Raw genomic sequence first — 16,715 nt, 5'->3', positions numbered from 1 at the left:
CTCACTCGGCTGCCTGGCGCTCGCCGAAGGCGATGCCGGTAAAGGTCTGGTTGAGGTGCATCGAGCGGTACTGCTCGCCATAAGTGCCGAAGCCGATCACCTTGTTGGTCCGGTAGAGCTCGGAAATGTCGCGAAAGACCTGGCGGTTGTGCGCGTCGAGCCGGCGCAGCACGCAGTCAAAGCCGAGGATCATGTCGATCCCGCCGAGCCTGTGCTCGACATCCTGCAGGGCCGTGCGCGTTGCTTCCACCATGTTCTTCGGTTGGGCGATGGAAAGCACCACGCCGTCGTCGATGGCGCAGAAGAAGGACAGCGAGCCGTCAGGGTGCATACGCTGGATCGAGCGGCAATAATATTCGCCGCCGACCTTCACCACGACGGGGTGCGAGGCAAAGCTCAGCGGCGTCAGCGTCTGCGGCGGGATGCCGACGGAGGCTGCGTATTCTTCCGCGGCGTTGGTGGCGTTGAACTCGCGCACGATGCGATGGTCGGGATCGGATGCCGTCACCACCAGCTTCTCGTCGGTCGGGAAGAAATTGTCTGTCTTGAAGACGTGGAACGGGATGTCGGTCGCGATCAGCACGACGATGGCGCTGTCGGAGGCAACCCTGCCGTTAGCCATCAGACTGGTCGTCTCGAATTTGAGATCGTCGCCGGCCGAGCCGCCGATCAGCGGGATGTCGTCCAACCCCCAGTGGATGGCCGAGGTCACCGCTTCCTCGGCGTAGGACAGCCCGTCGATGAAGCAAAGCGCGAAGATGCCCATGGAGCGGTCGTGGCCGACGCGCGCCTGCAGGAGGCGTCGCAACGCCACGACCTCCCCGGTGATCCTGTCCATGCCTGACGACGAGAGGTCCTCGACCATGGTGGAGACGGTCGAAAACGATGCCGAAGGCAAAAGCAGGGCAAGGATATGCCCTTCCTCCAGTCCCCGCGGCGTTATTTCGCCGGCGGTCGAACAGCCAGCGTAGGCTAGCGAGGGTGCGTATATTTCCAGGGCCTGCGCCAGCGCCGCCGCGTCGACGAGGCCTTGGGAGAAGAAAAGAAGCGCGAAGCCGGCGTCGACGATCGCCGCTTCGGCCGCGATTGCCCGGGCAAAGGCATTCGGGTCGGGCTCATCCGTGGTGAGCGCCGAAAGGCCCGATGCATAGCGTGTGCTCGAACTTGCCAGCTGCGTTCTCCGCAATTCCTCCGACGCAGTTCTTGTGAGTATTTTTCTTGTGCGTGTCAGGCACGCGCCGCGTCGGGGGCATCTTTGCCCCCAATCCCTGATTTGGCAATGGGCCCGGCCGTAGCGCTCGACAGCGCGCCGCCATGACCGAAAGTACAAGGAGCAGAGCGCTGGCAGCGCTGTTTTGCCCGTTGTACGCTATGCGAATAACGCACTGCCGAAGCACGGCATCGGCAAGTGATAACCAAGGTTATACCCAGGGGAGGTTGCATGTCGGACGTGTCGTTGACTATTAATGGGAAACGGGTCAGCGGGAGCGTCGAAGACCGAACGCTTCTGGTGCATTTCCTGCGGGAACATCTGGGCCTCACCGGAACGCATGTCGGTTGCGATACATCGCAATGCGGCGCCTGTGTCGTGCATGTCGACGGTCGGGCGGTGAAGTCCTGCACGATGCTGGCCGTCCAGGCGTCAGGCTCGAGCATCGTCACCATCGAAGGGCTGGCCGACGGCGCCGAGCTGCATCCGGTCCAGGCCGCATTCAAGGAGCATCACGGCCTGCAATGCGGGTTCTGCACGCCCGGCATGATCATGACGGCTACTGACATGATCGCGCGTCATCCCGAGGGCCTCGACGAGGCGACGGTGCGCGCCGAGCTCGAAGGCAATATCTGCCGCTGCACGGGCTACCACAACATCGTGAAGGCAATCCTCGCTGCGTCGGAGACGATGGCGAAGGGCGCCAAGGGCAAGGCGAAACAGGCGGCTTAGGTGAATGGTCAATGGTGAATGTTGAATAGAGCCGCTGCCGGCTCTTCCTTTTCGACGATTCGCCATTCCACAATTCACCATTCACTCGGGAGGAATTTCCGCAATGGGTATCGAAGGCGTTGGCGCCCGCGTGGCGCGTAAGGAAGACAAAAGGTTCATCACCGGTGGCGGCCGCTATGTCGACGACATGGTTGTTCCCGGCATGAAGCATGCCGTGTTCGTGCGCAGCCCGTATGCGCATGCGCAGATCAAGAAGATCGATGTCAAAAAGGCGCAGGCGATGCCCGGCGTCGTCGGCGTCCTTACCGGCAAGGAGCTCAAGGCCGATGGTATCGGCAACCTGATCTGCGGCTGGATGATCCATTCCAAGGACGGCACGCCGATGAAGATGGGTGCCTGGTCGCCGCTCGCGGTCGACAAGGTGCGCTATGTCGGCGACGCCGTCGTCATCGTGATTGCCGACACCAAGGGCCAGGCGCGCGACGCCGCCGAAGCGGTCGAGATCACCTACAAGGAACTGAAGGCCGTGGTCGATGCCACGAAGGCGATCCAACCAGGCGCGCCGCAGATCCATGCCGAATCCGACAACAATCTGATCTTCGACTGGGAGATCGGCGACGCGAAGGCAACCGACGCGGCGATCAAGTCAGCCGCCCATGTCACGCGCATGAAGATCGTCAACAATCGCCTTGTGCCCAATGCCATGGAGCCGCGCGCCGCGCTCGGCCACTACGACAAGGCGGAGGACCATTACACCTGCTGGACGACATCGCAGAACCCACATGTCGCGCGGCTGGTGATGAGCGCCTTCTACAATGTCGCGCCTGAGAACAAGCTGCGTGTGATCGCGCCGGACGTCGGTGGCGGCTTCGGCTCCAAGATCTATATCTATCCGGAAGAGATCGTCTGCCTGTGGGCGTCGAAGAAGACCGGCGTCCCGGTGAAATGGGTGGCCGACCGCACTGAGAGCTTCCTTTCCGACGCGCACGGCCGCGACCACGTCTCGACGGTCGAGATGGCCTTTGACAAGGACAACCGGATCACCGGGTTGAAGGTCGACACGATCGCCAATCTAGGCGCCTATATGTCGCTGTTCTCGTCCTGCGTGCCGACCTATCTCTATGCCACGCTGCTCTCGGGCCAATACAACATCCCGGCGATCCACGCCAATGTGCGGACCGTCTACACCAACACCGCGCCGGTCGACGCCTATCGCGGAGCAGGGCGGCCGGAAGCCACCTATCTCCTGGAGCGGACGATGGAAACCGCCGCGCGAGAGCTCGGCGTGTCGCCGGCGGAATTGCGACGTAAGAACTTCATCACCTCTTTCCCGCACCAGACGCCGGTGATCATGAACTATGACGCCGGCGACTATAACGCCTCGCTCGATGCGGCGATGAAGGCCGCCGACTATGCCGGCTTCACCAGAAGGCGCGCGGAGGCGAAGAAGCAGGGCAAGCTGCGCGGCATCGGCATGAGTTGCTACATCGAGGCCTGCGGGATCGCGCCGTCGGCGGCGGTCGGCTCGCTCGGCGCAGGCGTCGGCCTGTGGGAATCCGCGGAGGTGCGCGTCAATGCCGTCGGCACGATCGAGGTGCTGACCGGCTCGCATAGTCACGGCCAGGGTCATGAGACGACCTTCGCGCAACTGGTCACCCAGCGCTTCGGCGTGCCGCTGGATTCGGTGTCGATCGTCCACGGCGACACCGACAAGGTGCAGATGGGCATGGGCACTTACGGCTCGCGTTCAGGCGCCGTCGGCATGTCGGCCATCGTCAAGGCGCTCGACAAGGTCGAGGCCAAGGCCAAGAAGATCGCGGCACATCTGCTGGAAGCGGACGAGGGGGACATCGTCATCGAGAATGGCGAGGTCAAGGTGGCCGGCACCGACAAGAGCCTGCCCTGGTTTCAGGTGGCGCTTGCCTCCTACACCGCCCATAATTTGCCTTCGGGCATGGAGCCGGGCCTGAAAGAAACCGCGTTCTACGATCCGTCAAACTTCACTTTCCCCGCCGGCTGCTACATCTGCGAGGTCGAGATCGATCCGGAAACCGGAACGACCGAGATCGTGCAGTTCGTAGCGGCGGACGACTTCGGCAACATCATCAATCCGATGATCGTCGAGGGGCAGGTGCATGGCGGCATCGCGCAGGGTATCGGACAGGCGTTGCTGGAAGGCGCGCATTACGACGGCAACGGGCAATTGCTGACTGCAAGCTACATGGACTACACCATGCCGCGCGCGGGCGACCTGCCGTCCTTCAAGGTCTCGACCTCGAACACCCCATGTCCCGGCAATCCGCTCGGCATCAAGGGCTGCGGCGAGGCGGGCGCCATCGGTTCTCCGCCGGCGGTGATCAACGCCATCACCGACGCCCTCGGCGTCGTCGACATCGCCATGCCGGCATCACCGGCCACGGTGTGGGCAACCATCCGCGCGACGAAGCACTGAGGAGGAACGAACATGTATTCCGTCAACTATCATCGCGCTTCCTCCGTCGCCGAGGCCGCCAGGCAGCTCAAGAGCGGCGACGCCAAGCTGCTCTCCGGCGGCATGACGCTGATTCCGGCCATGAAGACGCGGCTCGCCGCGCCTTCGGACCTTGTCGACGTCTCACGACTGAAGGAACTCCAGGGCGTCAAGGTGTCCGGCAAGACCGTCACCATCGGCGCGGCGACGACACATTACGACGTCTCCACCGATGAGAAGCTGAAGAAGGCATGCCCGGCGCTTGCGCATATGGCATCCTTGATCGGCGATCCGGCGGTCCGCCACAAAGGCACGATCGGCGGCTCGATCGCCAACAACGATCCGGCGGCGGATTATCCGGCGGCTTTGCTGGCGCTGGGCGCGACGATTATCACCAACAAGCGTGAAATCGCGGCGGATAAGTTCTTCAAGGGCCTGTTCGAGACGGCGCTGAAGGAAAGCGAGATCGTCACGGCGGTGAGCTTCACCGCTCCGGCCAAGGCGGCTTACCAGAAGTTCCGCAACCCAGCCTCGCGTTACGCCATCGTCGGCGTGTTCGTCACCAAGGGCAAGGATGGCGTGAGGGTGGCGGTTACGGGCGCCGGCGAGGAGGGTGTCTTCCGCTCCAAGGAAGTCGAGGCGGCGCTGGCCAAGACTTTCGAAGCCTCGGCGCTTGACGGTCTCAAAGTGCCCGCAAAGGGCCTGATGAGCGATATTCATGCCTCGGCCGACTACCGCGCCAATCTGATCGCGGTGATGGCAAAGCGCGCGGTGGCCGCGGCCAACGCCTGACGCATTCGGACCGGAGCGGCTCACCGTTCACGCAAACGACGCGTCGCTTCGATTGTTTTGTGCGGAAGGCTGACAGCAGCCGATTTCTTAAGTTGCTCTGGCTGAAAGGAAGGGGCCGTCGTGGCCCCTTTTTTCTTTGTATTCGCAACGGCTTGGCGAGAGTTCCTGAGAAATCGCCCTTTCGCGCTTGCACAAAAGTATCCCGCACTGCAAAATGAATATGGCGGGATGCGAAGCGGTTCCGGCATGCGTGCCTGGGCCCCGAGCGCGAAGGCACGGTATGACCGATGTTCCCGCGGCGTCCGTGGTCATGCCACGGACCGTAGCCGGCAAAACCGCACGGACAAGACTGGCCTATCTGGACGGCTGGCGTGGATTGTCGATCGCCCTGGTGCTGATCGGCCATTTCTTTCCGGTCCCGGGAATTAACTTCGGGGTTCTCGGCGTCGAATTCTTCTTCGTGCTCAGCGGCCGGCTGATGGGCGAAATCCTGTTCATCGAGCGCTTTCCGCTGAAGAAGTTCTTCAAGCGCCGTTTTTCGCGCATCTATCCGGCGCTGCTTGTGTTCGTGATCGCCGCCATGATCGGCCTGACCGGCACCTTCATCGCCTTCAAATGGAAGGCGGCGCTGACGGCGCTGACCTTCACCTACAATTACGCCGGCATCTTCATCAACCGGGCCGGCGCGCTCGATCACATATGGTCGCTCTGCGTCGAGGAGCACTCCTATATCCTGCTCGCGCTGATCAGCGTTCTGGTGACCGAAAGGGCGAATGTCGTGCGGTTGCTGGTGTTGTCGGCGCTGCTGGCAATGGCCAACGGCGCCATTTCGTACGGGGTTCTCGGCATGGGCTACGAGACCACCTATTGGCGCACCGACGTGCATATCGCTTCGATCCTGCTGTCCGCCGCGATCTGCCTGCTCAAGGCGGACGGCCGTGTGCCGGTTTCGCTGTGGAGCCCACATGTGGCGCTTGTGGCCGCGATCGGCGGCGTCCTGCTGTTCCTTGACCCGGTGCCAACCCCGCTCCACTATCTTGTCGGCGTGCCGCTGCTGGCGCTGGCCGTCAACACGCTCGACTTCGCCGGCTCATATCTGACGGATCTGTTGTCGTCACGGCCGATGGTCATGCTCGGCCTGTGGTCCTATTCGCTCTATCTCTGGCAGCAGCCCTTCTACAAATTCGTCGATGAGCGCGGCAGCGCGCCGCTGCCGATGCTGGCGGCTGTGTTCGCCTGTGCGTTCGCGAGCTACCACGTCGTGGAAAGGCCCGCTCGCAGCTGGCTCAACCGCAATTGGTGATCAGGTCTTGCCGGTTTTCCGCGCGGCCAGGTAACGGCGAAGCCCGGCTTCGCCGCGTGGTGTCGTCCAGCGGTGGTTCCAGGCGAAGGCGGGTCTCAGCAGCGGCGCCAGTAACTTGAGGATCGGCCTCTCGACCGTCACCTGCCAGATCAGGTCGACATGCGTGCCGGTCCCGGACGGCGACAGTTCGGCCCGCCACAGTCCCTCGAAATCGCCGAAGGTCTTCACCACCACCAGGCGGCCGGGCTCGAGCTCGGCGGCCTCGATGATGAAGTTCAGCTCATAGGGCAGGGCACCGCGCGCCCTGGCCCTGGCGCGTGCGCCGACGACGCCCTTGCCCTTTTGGTCGAGCGGCTCGACTTCCTTGTAGGCATCACCCCACCAGAGCGGCAGCAACTGGGCGTCCGACAGCACGTTCCACACTTCCTGGGGTGTGCCTTCAGGGATGTCCCAGCTTTCGTCGAAGCGGAAGACATTGCTCGCCATGTGTCGCGCCCCAGCTCGCAGAGCTTCTATATTAGCTAGGGCTTGTTTTCCTGGCCAGCAGCGTTCGAAGCGAATTCAGGCGACGATCGGTTTGGCGTAATAGCGCACCGACTTCTTGCCGCCATGGATCACCGCATCGCCGACCTCGGCGAAACCGAGGGCGGCATGGAAGGCATCGGAAGCCGGGTTGGGCGGATCGGCATTGACCTCGCAGGTGACGATCGTATGGCCGGCGCGCCGCGCATGTTCGAACAGATCCGCGTAGAGGCGGCGGGCGTGGCCGCGGCCACGCGCCTCGGCCGCGACCACCACGCGGTCGACATAGGCGAAGCGCGGATAGCGCTCGCGAAACCAGAGGAAGTTCGGGCTGTCGTAGCTTGCGTCCTGGTCGAAGCATAGGATGAAGGCCTCGAGCGCGCCGATACGGCGAGTGTAGAAAGCTTCGCCGAGCAGGAACGAAAGCCGTTCCGGCTCGAGCCAGGACAGCTCCGCCGCATGCTGGTTGTTGAGTGCGAGGACGGTCGCTTCGTCGGCGGGCGAGACCTGGTCGATCGGCGGCAATTCATTGCTCCTCGTTTTCGCCATCAGGCTCTCGCGGCCGCGATGGTTGCCGCCACCAGGGCTTCGTCGGTCACCGTGTTGCGGTATTCGCGGTCGAGGTCGGTGCCGCCCATGCCGACATTGGGGTTGCGGTAGCGCATGCCGCTCGGCACGTCCGCAAGTGCCGCGAAATGCATCTCGGTCAGCCCGGTTCGCCTGCGTACTTCGCCGATCGTGTCGGGCGCCAGTGCGCCGCAGCCCAGGATGATGATGCGCCCGTCCGCCTGGCGCACGAGCTTGGCCAGAAGCTCGATGCCCTGGAGCGCCGTGTCTCGCTGGCCGCTGGTCAGCACGCGGCCGACCTTGCAGCGGATCAGGGCTTCGAGCGCCTCGGCCGGATCGCGCGTCATGTCGAAGGCGCGGTGGCAGGTGACGTTGAGCGGGCCGGCGGCCTCGACCAATGCGCTCATGCGCGCCTCGTCGATGGCGCCGTCGGCGGTCAGGCAGCCGACGACGACGCCGGCGACGGCGAGCTCGCGTAGAGCTTCGACATCGGCGAGCATCGAGCCGTATTCGGCCTCGCTGTAGAGGAAATCGCCGCCGCGCGGCCGCACGATGACATGGAAGGGAATGGTCGCCCTTTCGAGCGCGGCGCGCACCGTGCCCAGGCTCGGCGTGATGCCGCCTTCGACCAGGCTGGCGCAGAGTTCGACCCGGTCGGCGCCGGCTGCTTGCGCGGCAAGCAGCCCGTCAATGCCTTCGACGCAGATTTCGATCAGGGGTCTTTGCGTGTCCGCCACCGGGTTCCATCCATGCATTCGAGGAGAGGGGCAGCCCTAGCACCAGGCGGCTCGCCGCGAAAGGCGCAACGATCAGTCCAGTCATCGAAGTGGCTGGATGGCGCGTGCTCGCCAAGCGAAACCGGGAGGGCGCCTCGAGGGAAGCCCTGCCGGCTACTGTTTCAAGATCGTGTTCTTGGCGCCTTGTTCGACCTGGTCGATCACCAACAGCTTGACCGGGTCGGAGCCGACATTGGTGGCCTGGTGCCATTGACCGATCATCTCGACGATGAAATCGCCGGTCTTGTAGGTGTTGGCGGCGCCGGTCTCGACATTGGTGACCTTGAGCGTGCCTTGCTCGACATAGGCATAGCGCGGGAAGGGGTGCTTGTGCACCGGCAGGGTCGCGCCCGGCGCGATCTGGTAGGACGCGACCTGAACCTCGACGTTCTTTTGCGGCAGCGTGATCGGTTGCCCGGACGCGGTCGTGCCCTTAGACGCCAGCGGCGTCACCACGACCGGGGTGTTGCTGCTGTCCAACGCGTTGGCCGCGGTAGCATACACGACGGCTGCCGCCAGCAGCGCCGATGTCATGATATTGCGCATCGTCCCCTCCAGATTTTGCCGCACCATCGCCCGGCATGAATCGACGCGCAAGCATCCTTTTGCACGCGCCGGTTTTTCGGGCGCTGCCGCCAAAAAGCTTGCCTGGAAAGCGGAAAAGCCCCGGACACGCCGGGGCCCGACACTGTGTGATCGATCAGCCGGTCAACAGGCTGTTTCGCCAAGTGACGGCAATCGGGGGGAAGCCGGGGAGACGATCCGGCGGATCAGCTTGGCGCCTTGCCGCCGTTCTTCTTGCAGGCCGAACGGAACTTTTCTCGTTCCTTGCCGTGCAGACCTTTCTGATCCGCGAGGGTCGAGCACTGCTTTGAGATCGCAGTCTTTTCAGGTGTCATGGCCGGTTTTGGCTTCTTCGTGGTCGGCGCCATCGTCGTTGTCGTGCTGGCGGAGGGCGTTGTGGTTGTCGTGGTCGACGTCGCCGCCACAGCTCCGGTGGTGACGAACCCCACGAGGGCCAGCAAGGCAAAAAGACGTGCTGCGGTTTTCATTGCGATCTCCATTGTTCGAGTCCCCCCAGACCCGGAAGTTAACGTCGGACCGTAGATGCACCACGCCTCGCCGTGGCTCGGATGGACACTTTGTCGTTACCGGGACAATGGCCTGGATGCCGGGCGCGGGCGATCGCGGCGATTGGATGTCAGGCCCTGTCTCTGTCTTCGCTTGTTCATGTCGCTGACCTACACAAGCGACAACGATGATGGAGGTTAAAATGCAAGCCGACACACCAAATCTCGACCAGCTCCAGAGCGCATACAAGGCGGCGGTTGAAGAGTGGATAAGTGCGATCCGCGAGGAAGAGCACCTCGCCTCCGTAAATCACACGCTGGCCGAGATCGATAAGTGGGAAGCGGCGCATTTCAAGGAAGACGAGATCCGCGGCAAGGTGCTGGAAGCGAAAAGAAAATACGAAGACGCTTTGCGCCAGGAGCAATTCGGTTTCTAAACGGCGCTTGAAGATGGCGGAGCTGTGTCGACGGCCCGGCTCGGACTTTCCCGGCTGCCGCAGGAGCCGTTCCTGGCGCCTTGCAGATCGTCAGCCCGCCATCCAGCCGCCGTCCACCATCAGGTTGATGCCGGTGACGTAGCTCGCCATGTCGCTGGCGAGAAACAGCGCCGCCCCCGCCACGTCGCTAGGATGCCCGAGCCGCGGCCAGGGCGTACGGCGGCGCGAATAGTCGAGCGCGTCCGGATCGTTGGCGACGCCCGGCTTGCCGGTAATGATCTTGCCGGGGGCGATCGCGTTGCAGACGATCAGGTCGTCCGCGTGGTCGACGGCAATCTGGCGCGTCATCTGCACGATGCCGCCCTTGCTCACCGAATAGGGAAGGTCGCCGGGGCAGGCAACCATGCCGTGCTGCGAGGAGATGTTGATGATGCGGCCGCGCACCTCGTTGACCGGCGGCTGGGTCAGCATCTGCGTGACCGCGCGTTTGTTGCAGTAGAAGAAGCCCGTCAAATTGACGCCGATGACGCGGTTCCATTGTTCCGGCGTGGTCTCAATCAGATTGGTGCTGGTGTAGATCGCGGCGTTGTTGACCATCAGGTCGAGCCGCCGGAATTGCGCGATCGTCGTGCCGACGAGTGCGTCGACGGCATTCCAGTCCGAGATGTCGGTCCGGATGTAGGCGGCATTGCCGCCGGCGGAACGGATCAACTCGACCGTGCTCTCTCCGCCTTCGATCGGCTGCTCGATGGTGTCGGCGACGACGACGCTTGCGCCCTCGTCCGCGAATTTCAGCGCGATCGCACGGCCGATGCCGGAGCTTGCACCGGTGACGATGGCGGTTTTGTTGGCGAGCAGGGGCATGGTCCTCAGCTTTCCCTGGTGGCGATGGTTCCAAGTGCCGTGCCGATCAGCTTGCCCTCGCGCACGATCTCGCGGCCGCGCAGGAGGACATTTGCAAGCCGCGCCTTGACGATCCAGCCTTCGAAAGGCGTATAGCCCGCCCGTGACACCTGATCGGCATTGGCGACCGTACTGCATTGGCGCGGATCGAGGATAAGCACATCGGCATCGTAGCCAATGCCGATCCTTCCCTTGCGACGGCCCAGGCCGAAGCGTTCGGCCGGATTGGTCGAGCACATACGCACCAGATCGGGCAATGCGATGAGCTCCTGATCGACAAGCCTCAGCATGGTTGGAAGCAGCGTCTGCAAGCCCGGCATGCCGCCCGGGATGTCGGCGAAGGTCGCATAAGGCGCCGCCTTCTCGGCGGGCGCGTGCGGGGCGTGATCGGTGGCGACGACATCGATCAGCCCAGCGCGGAGCGCCGCGCGCAGCGCGTCGACATCCTGCGGAGAGCGCAAGGGCGGCGAGGCTTTCAGGTTGCCGCCTTGCGTCTCGTAATCGCTGGCAGTGAAGAACAGATTCTGCGGCGTCGTCTCCACGCTGGCATCTGCGATGCCACGCAGCCGGCTCCAGGTCTCGACGCCCAGTTCGGAATTGATCTGCCGGACGTGAACCCTCGCTTCGGCCGAAGCGGCGACGACGAGAGCGCGGGCGATGCCGTTGGCTTCGGCCAGCGGCGGCCGGCTGTCGAGAAACGCGGCGATGGTGCCGGAGCGCTCGCGCATCGTGCTGCCGGCCAGGATCGACTGGTCGCCGGGCGAGATGCCCACCAGCGTATCGGTGCCGGCGAAGGCCTTCAGCGCCTCGGCGACATCATCGAGCGTTGCGAACAGGAATCCATCCGGCACATCGGCGGTGAAGAGCTCGAAGGAGACCGGCGCGAGGTCGAGCAGGCCGGGGATAAGCGAAAGGTCGCGGCTGACCACGGCCTGCACGCCGACATCGACGTGGATTCGGCCTTCGGCGATCGCCATCTTGTCCGCGAGTTGTCGATGCGTGGCCGTCCACGGTTCATCGGTCGGCATATCGAGCACGGTGGTGACGCCGCCAAGCGCCGCCGCGTGCGTGCCGGAGGAGAAGTCCTCCTTATGTGTTAGCCCGGGGTCGCGCAGATGCGCATGCGCATCCACGAGGCCGGGGAGGAGGAAGCAGCCGGAGGCGTCAATGACGGTTCCCGCTTCGGCGGTTTCCCCTGGCGCGACAAGCGCGACGACCTTGCCGCCTGCGATACCGACATCGCTGCGGTTCAATCCATCAGCGTTGACCACTATTGCGCCGCGGATCAGCGTCTCGAACAAGTCGTTGATCTCCCTCAGCCGCGCTTTTCGAAACGGGCATGGTTTTCGAGCCAGAAGCGGGCGATGTCCTCGCGGCGCATGAAGGCGGCGCCGTTGCTTTGCCGGACATGCTCGACCACCTCACGCAGGCCCGAGGCGCGGTTGGGCTGGCCCATCCAGCGCGCGTGAATGCCGATGGTCAGCATGCGGCCGCCGGTTTCGTCAGCCTCGTCCAGCATATAGTCGATCGCCGAGCGGCAATCCTCGGCGAAGTCGCGCGGATTGCTGTAGCCGGGCGCCACCAGATAGCGGCTATCGTTGAGCGCCTTGGAGTAAGGCAGAACCAGAATCTCCGTGCCGCGATGATCGAGGAAATAGGGCAGGTCGTCGTTGCAGGGATCGGAATGATAGAGGAAGCCGCCTTCCTCCACCAGGAGGTCGCGGGTGTTGACGCTGGGCAACGAGCGGCAGTTCCAGCCGACCGGACGCTTGCCGAGCAGTTTTTCATAAAGCGCGATCGCCTGATGAAGATGACGCTCTTCCTCAGCCCGCTCCATGGTCGTGTAGTCGATCCAGCGCAGGCCGTGGCCCATCACGTCATGCCCGCGGGCTTTCATCCACTCGACCAGAGGCGGATTGCGCTCGAGCGCCACGGCGCAGGCGGAAAATGTGACCGGAATATCATAGCGGTCGAACAGCCTGGCCAGGCGCCAGACGCCGGCGCGGCTGCCATATTCGAAATGCGTTTCGGTTCCAAGGTCGCGCACCGGCATGCTGCCGGTGAGATTGTACTCGCCCCAATTGTCGTTGCGGCCATCATCCAGCCAGTTGTACTCCGAGCCTTCCTCGTAGTTGAGGACGAGGTTGACGGCGAGCTTGACGCCGCCCGGCCAGGTGACGAAGGGCGGATGCGGGCCGTAGCCGACAAAGTCGCGCGGTTGCTGCACTTGCTGCGGATCGGTCGGCATTGGCTGGTCTCCTCTGATCCACTTGCTCAGGTTTCGTTTGCGGCGATCCAGTCCATGTAGGCGTGGAAGGCTTCCTTGCCCGGGCGCGGCCGCCAGGCGGTGTCGCGCAGGATGCGGGCGATGTCATAGGCGCCCCACATGCCGCCTTTCAGGGCCACGTCCTGGACGATGTTGGCGTCTTCTCCGGGCGCCACTTCGGCCTTCAGGCCCGGCACGCGTTCCCGCGCCCAGCCGATGATCTCGCCGATGGTCTGGCTGGACCCGGAGCCGATATTGTAGTGGCGATAATTGAGGTGTGGCGCATCGATCAGCGCGAGGATCGCGGCGGCTACGTCGGTGGAAGTGACATAGTCGCCGACGGGTTCCAGGCTGTTCGGCCTGATCGTATCGCCGGCCAAAGCCATGTGCGCGACGCGGTTGGGGACATGGCGAAAATTGCGGCTCTCGGTGGCGCGGTCCATCGGGCCGTAGACGGAGGCGAGCCGCACCGAGACCGCCGACAGGCCGAACAGGTCGGCATAGCGGTTGGTGACCATCTCGGAGGCGAATTTCGAGATGCCGTAGAGCGTCAGCGGCGCGACATAGCCGTCTTCCGGCAGCGGTTCGCCGCCCCAGTCGGGCCCGTTGTGACGGTAGACGGAACCGGAACTGACATAGATGAAGCGCTTCAGACCCGGTCTGGCGCGCGCCCAGTCCAGCATCCGCACGGTGCCCATGAGATTGACGTCGACGATGCGGGCCGGGTCTTCGGCTTCCGGCTGGCGCTTGGCCTCCGAGGCGCTGCCGCGCGAGATCGGCGTGATCGTGGCGCCATGCACGATTGCCGTGATGCCGTGCTGGTCGAGCGTCGCGGACCAGGCTTCCGGGTCGAGGATATCAGCGGCGATTACCGTCAGACGGTCACGCACCGGAGCGAAATGCTTTTCGGCGGCGGCGTCGAGGCCGGAGCGGTCGAGGATCACGGCTCGGGCGCTGGGATCGCGATCCAGCCATGCGCGCGCCACCACGCTCATGACAAAGCCGGTGCCGCCGGTGACGAGCAGGGTCATTGGAACTCCCTTACGAAGGTTTCGGGCTCAGCGCGTCGCATAGCCGCCGTCCACGAGCATGTCGGATCCGGTGACGAAGGATGCGTCGGAGGAAAGCAGGAAAGCCGCCGCCGCGGCGATCTCGTCGGGCTCGGCGATGCGGCCGAGCAGATGCGCGGGACCAAGGCCTGAATTGGCGGCCTCGAAATCGGCGAAACGGCGCAGCAGGCGTGTGGTCGCCACCGCGCCCGGCGACAGGCTGTTGACGCGGATCTTCTCGGCGGCGTGGTCGACGGCCATTGCCTTGGCGAGGTGGATCAGCCCGGCCTTTGCAGCGCAATAGGCGACAGCCCTGGTGGTCGCGACACGCCCGAATTGCGAGCCGATGAAGACCACCGAACCGCCGCCGCTAGCGGCGATCAGCGGCACGGCGAATTTGCTCATCAGGAATGCGCCGGTCAGGCCGACATCAATCTCATGCCGCCATGCGCTTTCATGGAGATCGACGACCGTGGCGCTGGTCGAGGGCGCGGCGGCATTGTGCACCAGCCCGTCGAGCCGGCCGAATTTTTGCCGGGCGAAGTCCACGGCCGCTTCGGCGGAGAGAGCTGTCGTTACGTCGCATTGGCAAGCGGCGGCGGTAGGCCCCAGCGCTTCGGCAAGCTTCGCCGCGGGCTCGAGATCATAATCCGCGCAAACGATCCTTGCGCCTTCCGCGATGCAGCGGCCGGCGATCGCCGCGCCGATGCCGCTGGCCGCGCCGGCGATCAGGATGACATCACCCTTCAGGCGGCTCATTGCAGCTTCCGTCATCAGACCTGCTCCTCGATGGGCTGCATGGCCGCGGCGCTGACCGGGCGGCGCAGCAGATTGTAGCAGGCGGCCAGCGTCACCAGCACGGCGCCGCCGCCGAGCAGCAGGAACATCGCCGGCGCACCCATATGCTCCATCAGGCCCGCCGAAATGCCGGGCGTCGCGACATTGCCTATCGAATAGAGCAGGAGCAGCGTGCCGGAAGCGCCGACCATGTGGCGGCTGTGCAATTGCGAGGCGCCGAACGCCATTGCCACCGGATAGACCGTCAGCGCAGTGCAGCCGTAGAGGAAAAACAGCACAAAGAGCAGCGGCACCGAAAAATCGCCGAGCCAGGCGATCGCGGCGCAAAGTGTAACGGACAGGACGCCTTGGATCAGCAGTATCATGCGTCGTTCAAATCTGTCCGACAGCCAGCCGACCGGGGTCTGCGCGAGCATGCCGGCGATGCTTATGGTGGTGACGAGGCCGACCGTCATTGCCGCCGGCAAGCCGATCTGCGTCCCGTAGATCGGTGTCAGCACGAAGATGTTCATGTTGGTAATGCCGCCTTGGAAGATCGCCACGACCGTTACCGGCGCGAGCCGAAAAAGCGCCAGCGGGCCGAGACGCTTGACCGGCCTTGCCGAACTCGCGTGGTCCGGATCGGCGGCAGGCAGCGCCGGCCAATGTCCGCCGAGGAATTTGGAGATCAGGGCCAGCAGCACCATTGCGGCGGCGACCAGAAAAAGATGCGGAGATTGGGGGCCGACCAGCGCGACCAGAACCTGCCCGAGCAGCACCGCGCTCGCCGTCGTGAGCATATAGAGCGAAAACATCGCGCCGCGATTGTGCTGCTCGGCATAGAGGTTGATCCAGCTTTCGCAAACAACGAAGAGCGACGCCATCGCCATGCCGCCAAGCAGGCGAAAGCAGATCCAGCTTGGCAGGAAGTCGGCGAAGGCAAAGCCTGACGCGCCCAGCAGCGCGAGCACCAGGATCGCCACGAAAGTGCGCTCATGCCCGTATTTCCCGACGGCCGGGCGCGTGACCAGACATCCGAGGAGGAAGCCGACGGGGTAGGCGGTCAGTACGATCTGCACGACTTGGGGAGAAATGCCGGGCCTGCCGAGATGTAGCGAGACGGCGGTGGTCAGCATGGCGCTGCCTATGCAGGCCAGGCAGATGCCGACCATGATCGGCAGCAGGGCGCGAGAGCGCTCTGCATTTTGCCAGAACCTCGCCGCGGATTGAGCGATCGACCTCATGAATGCGGCTGCGGCGGCTCCCTGGCGGCCCCTTTGACCGGAGGCTGCCCGAGCAGAAGCTACACGCTGCGGTGCTTGCCACAAACGAAGATTGACGCGGCTATGGCTAATTTTTTTTTGGCCATCGCTGCCAGGGAAAGCGGCATTGCGGCCTTGGAACGGGCTTTACAGCGGTTTTGCACCCTCCGTACCATAGGCAAAAGCCAAAACGGGAACCAGCGGAAGGGAACATCATGACGATCGAACGCCTCGAGAACGGCCAGCGCTTCTGCCGGGTGCTCCGCTACAACGGCACCGTCTATGTGGCCGGCCTGACCGCGGATGACCTTTCCGGCGACACCACCAGCCAGACCAAGCAGATCCTGGCCAAGATCGACGCGCTTCTCGCCAAGGCCGGCAGTGACAAGTCGAAGCTGCTCAGCGCGCAAATATGGCTGCGCGACATCGCCGATTTCGAGATGATGAATGCGGCGTGGGACGCCTGGATCGACAGGAGCGCGATGCCGGTGCGCGCCACGGTGGAGGCGCGGCTTGCCGGCGACCAGTACCGCGTCGAAATCATGGTCACGGCGGCCGTCGACTGAGCCGGCCGGCGAG

Annotated in this window: 18 protein-coding genes; 6 read left to right on the top strand and 12 right to left on the bottom strand. The window is 64.0% G+C overall.

The window, feature by feature from the left end; all coding sequences use genetic code 11:
* Nucleotide 1: 1 nt before the first annotated feature.
* A complete protein-coding gene (locus tag ACR64R_RS11620) occupies nucleotides 2–1,186 on the bottom strand; it encodes an FIST N-terminal domain-containing protein (RefSeq protein ID WP_487361763.1) in 1,185 nt (394 codons plus the stop codon).
* Nucleotides 1,187–1,441: 255 nt separating this feature from the next.
* Between ACR64R_RS11620 and ACR64R_RS11615 the strand changes: the two genes are divergently transcribed.
* The 4 genes from ACR64R_RS11615 to ACR64R_RS11600 all read left to right on the top strand — a co-directional run bounded on the left by ACR64R_RS11615 (nucleotide 1,442) and on the right by ACR64R_RS11600 (nucleotide 6,507).
* Nucleotides 1,442–1,942, top strand: a complete 501-nt coding sequence (locus tag ACR64R_RS11615; protein WP_487361762.1) for a (2Fe-2S)-binding protein — start codon at nucleotides 1,442–1,444, stop codon at nucleotides 1,940–1,942.
* A gap of 103 nt (nucleotides 1,943–2,045) precedes the next feature.
* Complete coding sequence (locus ACR64R_RS11610) at nucleotides 2,046–4,394, top strand: xanthine dehydrogenase family protein molybdopterin-binding subunit (protein WP_487361761.1); 2,349 nt, start codon at nucleotides 2,046–2,048, stop codon at nucleotides 4,392–4,394.
* A gap of 12 nt (nucleotides 4,395–4,406) precedes the next feature.
* Entirely contained in the window at nucleotides 4,407–5,204 is a 798-nt protein-coding gene (locus ACR64R_RS11605; protein WP_487361760.1) for an FAD binding domain-containing protein, read from the top strand.
* A gap of 280 nt (nucleotides 5,205–5,484) precedes the next feature.
* On the top strand, nucleotides 5,485–6,507 hold the full coding sequence (locus ACR64R_RS11600) for an acyltransferase family protein (RefSeq protein ID WP_487361759.1): 1,023 nt from the start codon (nucleotides 5,485–5,487) through the stop codon (nucleotides 6,505–6,507).
* Here the strand turns inward: ACR64R_RS11600 and ACR64R_RS11595 are convergent, their stop codons facing one another.
* The 5 genes from ACR64R_RS11595 to ACR64R_RS11575 form a co-directional block, all read right to left on the bottom strand.
* Nucleotides 6,508–6,993: an SRPBCC family protein gene (locus ACR64R_RS11595; protein WP_487361758.1), complete on the bottom strand. Its 486-nt coding sequence runs from the start codon at nucleotides 6,991–6,993 to the stop codon at nucleotides 6,508–6,510. It abuts the gene before it with no gap.
* A gap of 75 nt (nucleotides 6,994–7,068) precedes the next feature.
* Nucleotides 7,069–7,578 (bottom strand): GNAT family N-acetyltransferase, encoded by a 510-nt coding sequence (locus ACR64R_RS11590; protein ID WP_487361757.1) that lies wholly within the window; start codon nucleotides 7,576–7,578, stop codon nucleotides 7,069–7,071.
* Complete coding sequence (locus ACR64R_RS11585; RefSeq protein ID WP_487361756.1) at nucleotides 7,578–8,333, bottom strand: copper homeostasis protein CutC; 756 nt, start codon at nucleotides 8,331–8,333, stop codon at nucleotides 7,578–7,580. The genes ACR64R_RS11590 and ACR64R_RS11585 overlap by 1 nt, the downstream gene beginning before the upstream one ends.
* Nucleotides 8,334–8,486: 153 nt before the next feature.
* Nucleotides 8,487–8,918: a cupin domain-containing protein gene (locus ACR64R_RS11580; RefSeq protein WP_487361755.1), complete on the bottom strand. Its 432-nt coding sequence runs from the start codon at nucleotides 8,916–8,918 to the stop codon at nucleotides 8,487–8,489.
* Between the two features lie 224 nt (nucleotides 8,919–9,142).
* Nucleotides 9,143–9,424 (bottom strand): PsiF family protein, encoded by a 282-nt coding sequence (locus tag ACR64R_RS11575; RefSeq protein WP_487361754.1) that lies wholly within the window; start codon nucleotides 9,422–9,424, stop codon nucleotides 9,143–9,145.
* A gap of 221 nt (nucleotides 9,425–9,645) precedes the next feature.
* Between ACR64R_RS11575 and ACR64R_RS11570 the strand changes: the two genes are divergently transcribed.
* On the top strand, nucleotides 9,646–9,879 hold the full coding sequence (locus tag ACR64R_RS11570) for a hypothetical protein (protein WP_487361753.1): 234 nt from the start codon (nucleotides 9,646–9,648) through the stop codon (nucleotides 9,877–9,879).
* Between the two features lie 90 nt (nucleotides 9,880–9,969).
* On the opposite strand, the gene ACR64R_RS11565 is transcribed toward ACR64R_RS11570, so the two are convergent.
* From ACR64R_RS11565 to ACR64R_RS11540, 6 genes are read right to left on the bottom strand one after another with little or no spacing between them, the layout of a single operon-like run.
* The gene (locus ACR64R_RS11565) at nucleotides 9,970–10,743 is read right to left on the bottom strand and encodes an SDR family NAD(P)-dependent oxidoreductase (RefSeq protein ID WP_487361752.1); all 774 of its coding nucleotides are present in this window, start codon (nucleotides 10,741–10,743) and stop codon (nucleotides 9,970–9,972) included.
* 5 nt (nucleotides 10,744–10,748) lie between these two features.
* Nucleotides 10,749–12,083 carry a dihydroorotase gene (locus tag ACR64R_RS11560; protein ID WP_487361751.1) on the bottom strand — a complete coding sequence of 445 codons (1,335 nt, stop codon included), beginning with the start codon at nucleotides 12,081–12,083 and terminating at the stop codon, nucleotides 10,749–10,751.
* Nucleotides 12,084–12,097: 14 nt separating this feature from the next.
* A complete protein-coding gene (locus tag ACR64R_RS11555; RefSeq protein ID WP_487361750.1) occupies nucleotides 12,098–13,030 on the bottom strand; it encodes an allantoinase PuuE in 933 nt (310 codons plus the stop codon).
* 26 nt (nucleotides 13,031–13,056) lie between these two features.
* The gene (locus tag ACR64R_RS11550; protein ID WP_487361749.1) at nucleotides 13,057–14,079 is read right to left on the bottom strand and encodes an NAD-dependent epimerase/dehydratase family protein; all 1,023 of its coding nucleotides are present in this window, start codon (nucleotides 14,077–14,079) and stop codon (nucleotides 13,057–13,059) included.
* 27 nt (nucleotides 14,080–14,106) lie between these two features.
* Nucleotides 14,107–14,871, bottom strand: a complete 765-nt coding sequence (locus tag ACR64R_RS11545; RefSeq protein ID WP_487361748.1) for an SDR family NAD(P)-dependent oxidoreductase — start codon at nucleotides 14,869–14,871, stop codon at nucleotides 14,107–14,109.
* Entirely contained in the window at nucleotides 14,871–16,118 is a 1,248-nt protein-coding gene (locus tag ACR64R_RS11540; RefSeq protein WP_487361747.1) for an MFS transporter, read from the bottom strand. The genes ACR64R_RS11545 and ACR64R_RS11540 overlap by 1 nt, the downstream gene beginning before the upstream one ends.
* Nucleotides 16,119–16,351: 233 nt before the next feature.
* Here ACR64R_RS11540 and ACR64R_RS11535 point away from each other — a divergent pair, with 233 nt between their 5' ends.
* Nucleotides 16,352–16,702 carry a RidA family protein gene (locus ACR64R_RS11535; protein WP_487361746.1) on the top strand — a complete coding sequence of 117 codons (351 nt, stop codon included), beginning with the start codon at nucleotides 16,352–16,354 and terminating at the stop codon, nucleotides 16,700–16,702.
* Nucleotides 16,703–16,715: the final 13 nt, after the last annotated feature.

The sequence above is a fragment of the Mesorhizobium sp. MC2-1-1 genome, from assembly GCF_057597255.1.
Note: the sequence above shows the minus strand (reverse complement) of the source record. Positions and strands in the feature narration are given on the sequence as shown.

Excerpts from the sequence above, each read along its gene's own strand:
- ACR64R_RS11615 (WP_487361762.1), top strand. The coding sequence starts at position 1,442 with ATGTCGGACGTGTCGTTGACTATTAATGGGAAACGGGTCAGCGGGAGC.
- ACR64R_RS11610 (WP_487361761.1), top strand. The coding sequence starts at position 2,046 with ATGGGTATCGAAGGCGTTGGCGCCCGCGTGGCGCGTAAGGAAGACAAA.
- ACR64R_RS11605 (WP_487361760.1), top strand. The coding sequence starts at position 4,407 with ATGTATTCCGTCAACTATCATCGCGCTTCCTCCGTCGCCGAGGCCGCC.
- ACR64R_RS11600 (WP_487361759.1), top strand. The coding sequence starts at position 5,485 with ATGACCGATGTTCCCGCGGCGTCCGTGGTCATGCCACGGACCGTAGCC.
- ACR64R_RS11595 (WP_487361758.1), bottom strand. The coding sequence starts at position 6,993 with ATGGCGAGCAATGTCTTCCGCTTCGACGAAAGCTGGGACATCCCTGAA.
- ACR64R_RS11590 (WP_487361757.1), bottom strand. The coding sequence starts at position 7,578 with ATGGCGAAAACGAGGAGCAATGAATTGCCGCCGATCGACCAGGTCTCG.
- ACR64R_RS11580 (WP_487361755.1), bottom strand. The coding sequence starts at position 8,918 with ATGCGCAATATCATGACATCGGCGCTGCTGGCGGCAGCCGTCGTGTAT.
- ACR64R_RS11575 (WP_487361754.1), bottom strand. The coding sequence starts at position 9,424 with ATGAAAACCGCAGCACGTCTTTTTGCCTTGCTGGCCCTCGTGGGGTTC.
- ACR64R_RS11570 (WP_487361753.1), top strand. The coding sequence starts at position 9,646 with ATGCAAGCCGACACACCAAATCTCGACCAGCTCCAGAGCGCATACAAG.
- ACR64R_RS11565 (WP_487361752.1), bottom strand. The coding sequence starts at position 10,743 with ATGCCCCTGCTCGCCAACAAAACCGCCATCGTCACCGGTGCAAGCTCC.
- ACR64R_RS11555 (WP_487361750.1), bottom strand. The coding sequence starts at position 13,030 with ATGCCGACCGATCCGCAGCAAGTGCAGCAACCGCGCGACTTTGTCGGC.
- ACR64R_RS11550 (WP_487361749.1), bottom strand. The coding sequence starts at position 14,079 with ATGACCCTGCTCGTCACCGGCGGCACCGGCTTTGTCATGAGCGTGGTG.
- ACR64R_RS11545 (WP_487361748.1), bottom strand. The coding sequence starts at position 14,871 with ATGACGGAAGCTGCAATGAGCCGCCTGAAGGGTGATGTCATCCTGATC.
- ACR64R_RS11540 (WP_487361747.1), bottom strand. The coding sequence starts at position 16,118 with ATGAGGTCGATCGCTCAATCCGCGGCGAGGTTCTGGCAAAATGCAGAG.
- ACR64R_RS11535 (WP_487361746.1), top strand. The coding sequence starts at position 16,352 with ATGACGATCGAACGCCTCGAGAACGGCCAGCGCTTCTGCCGGGTGCTC.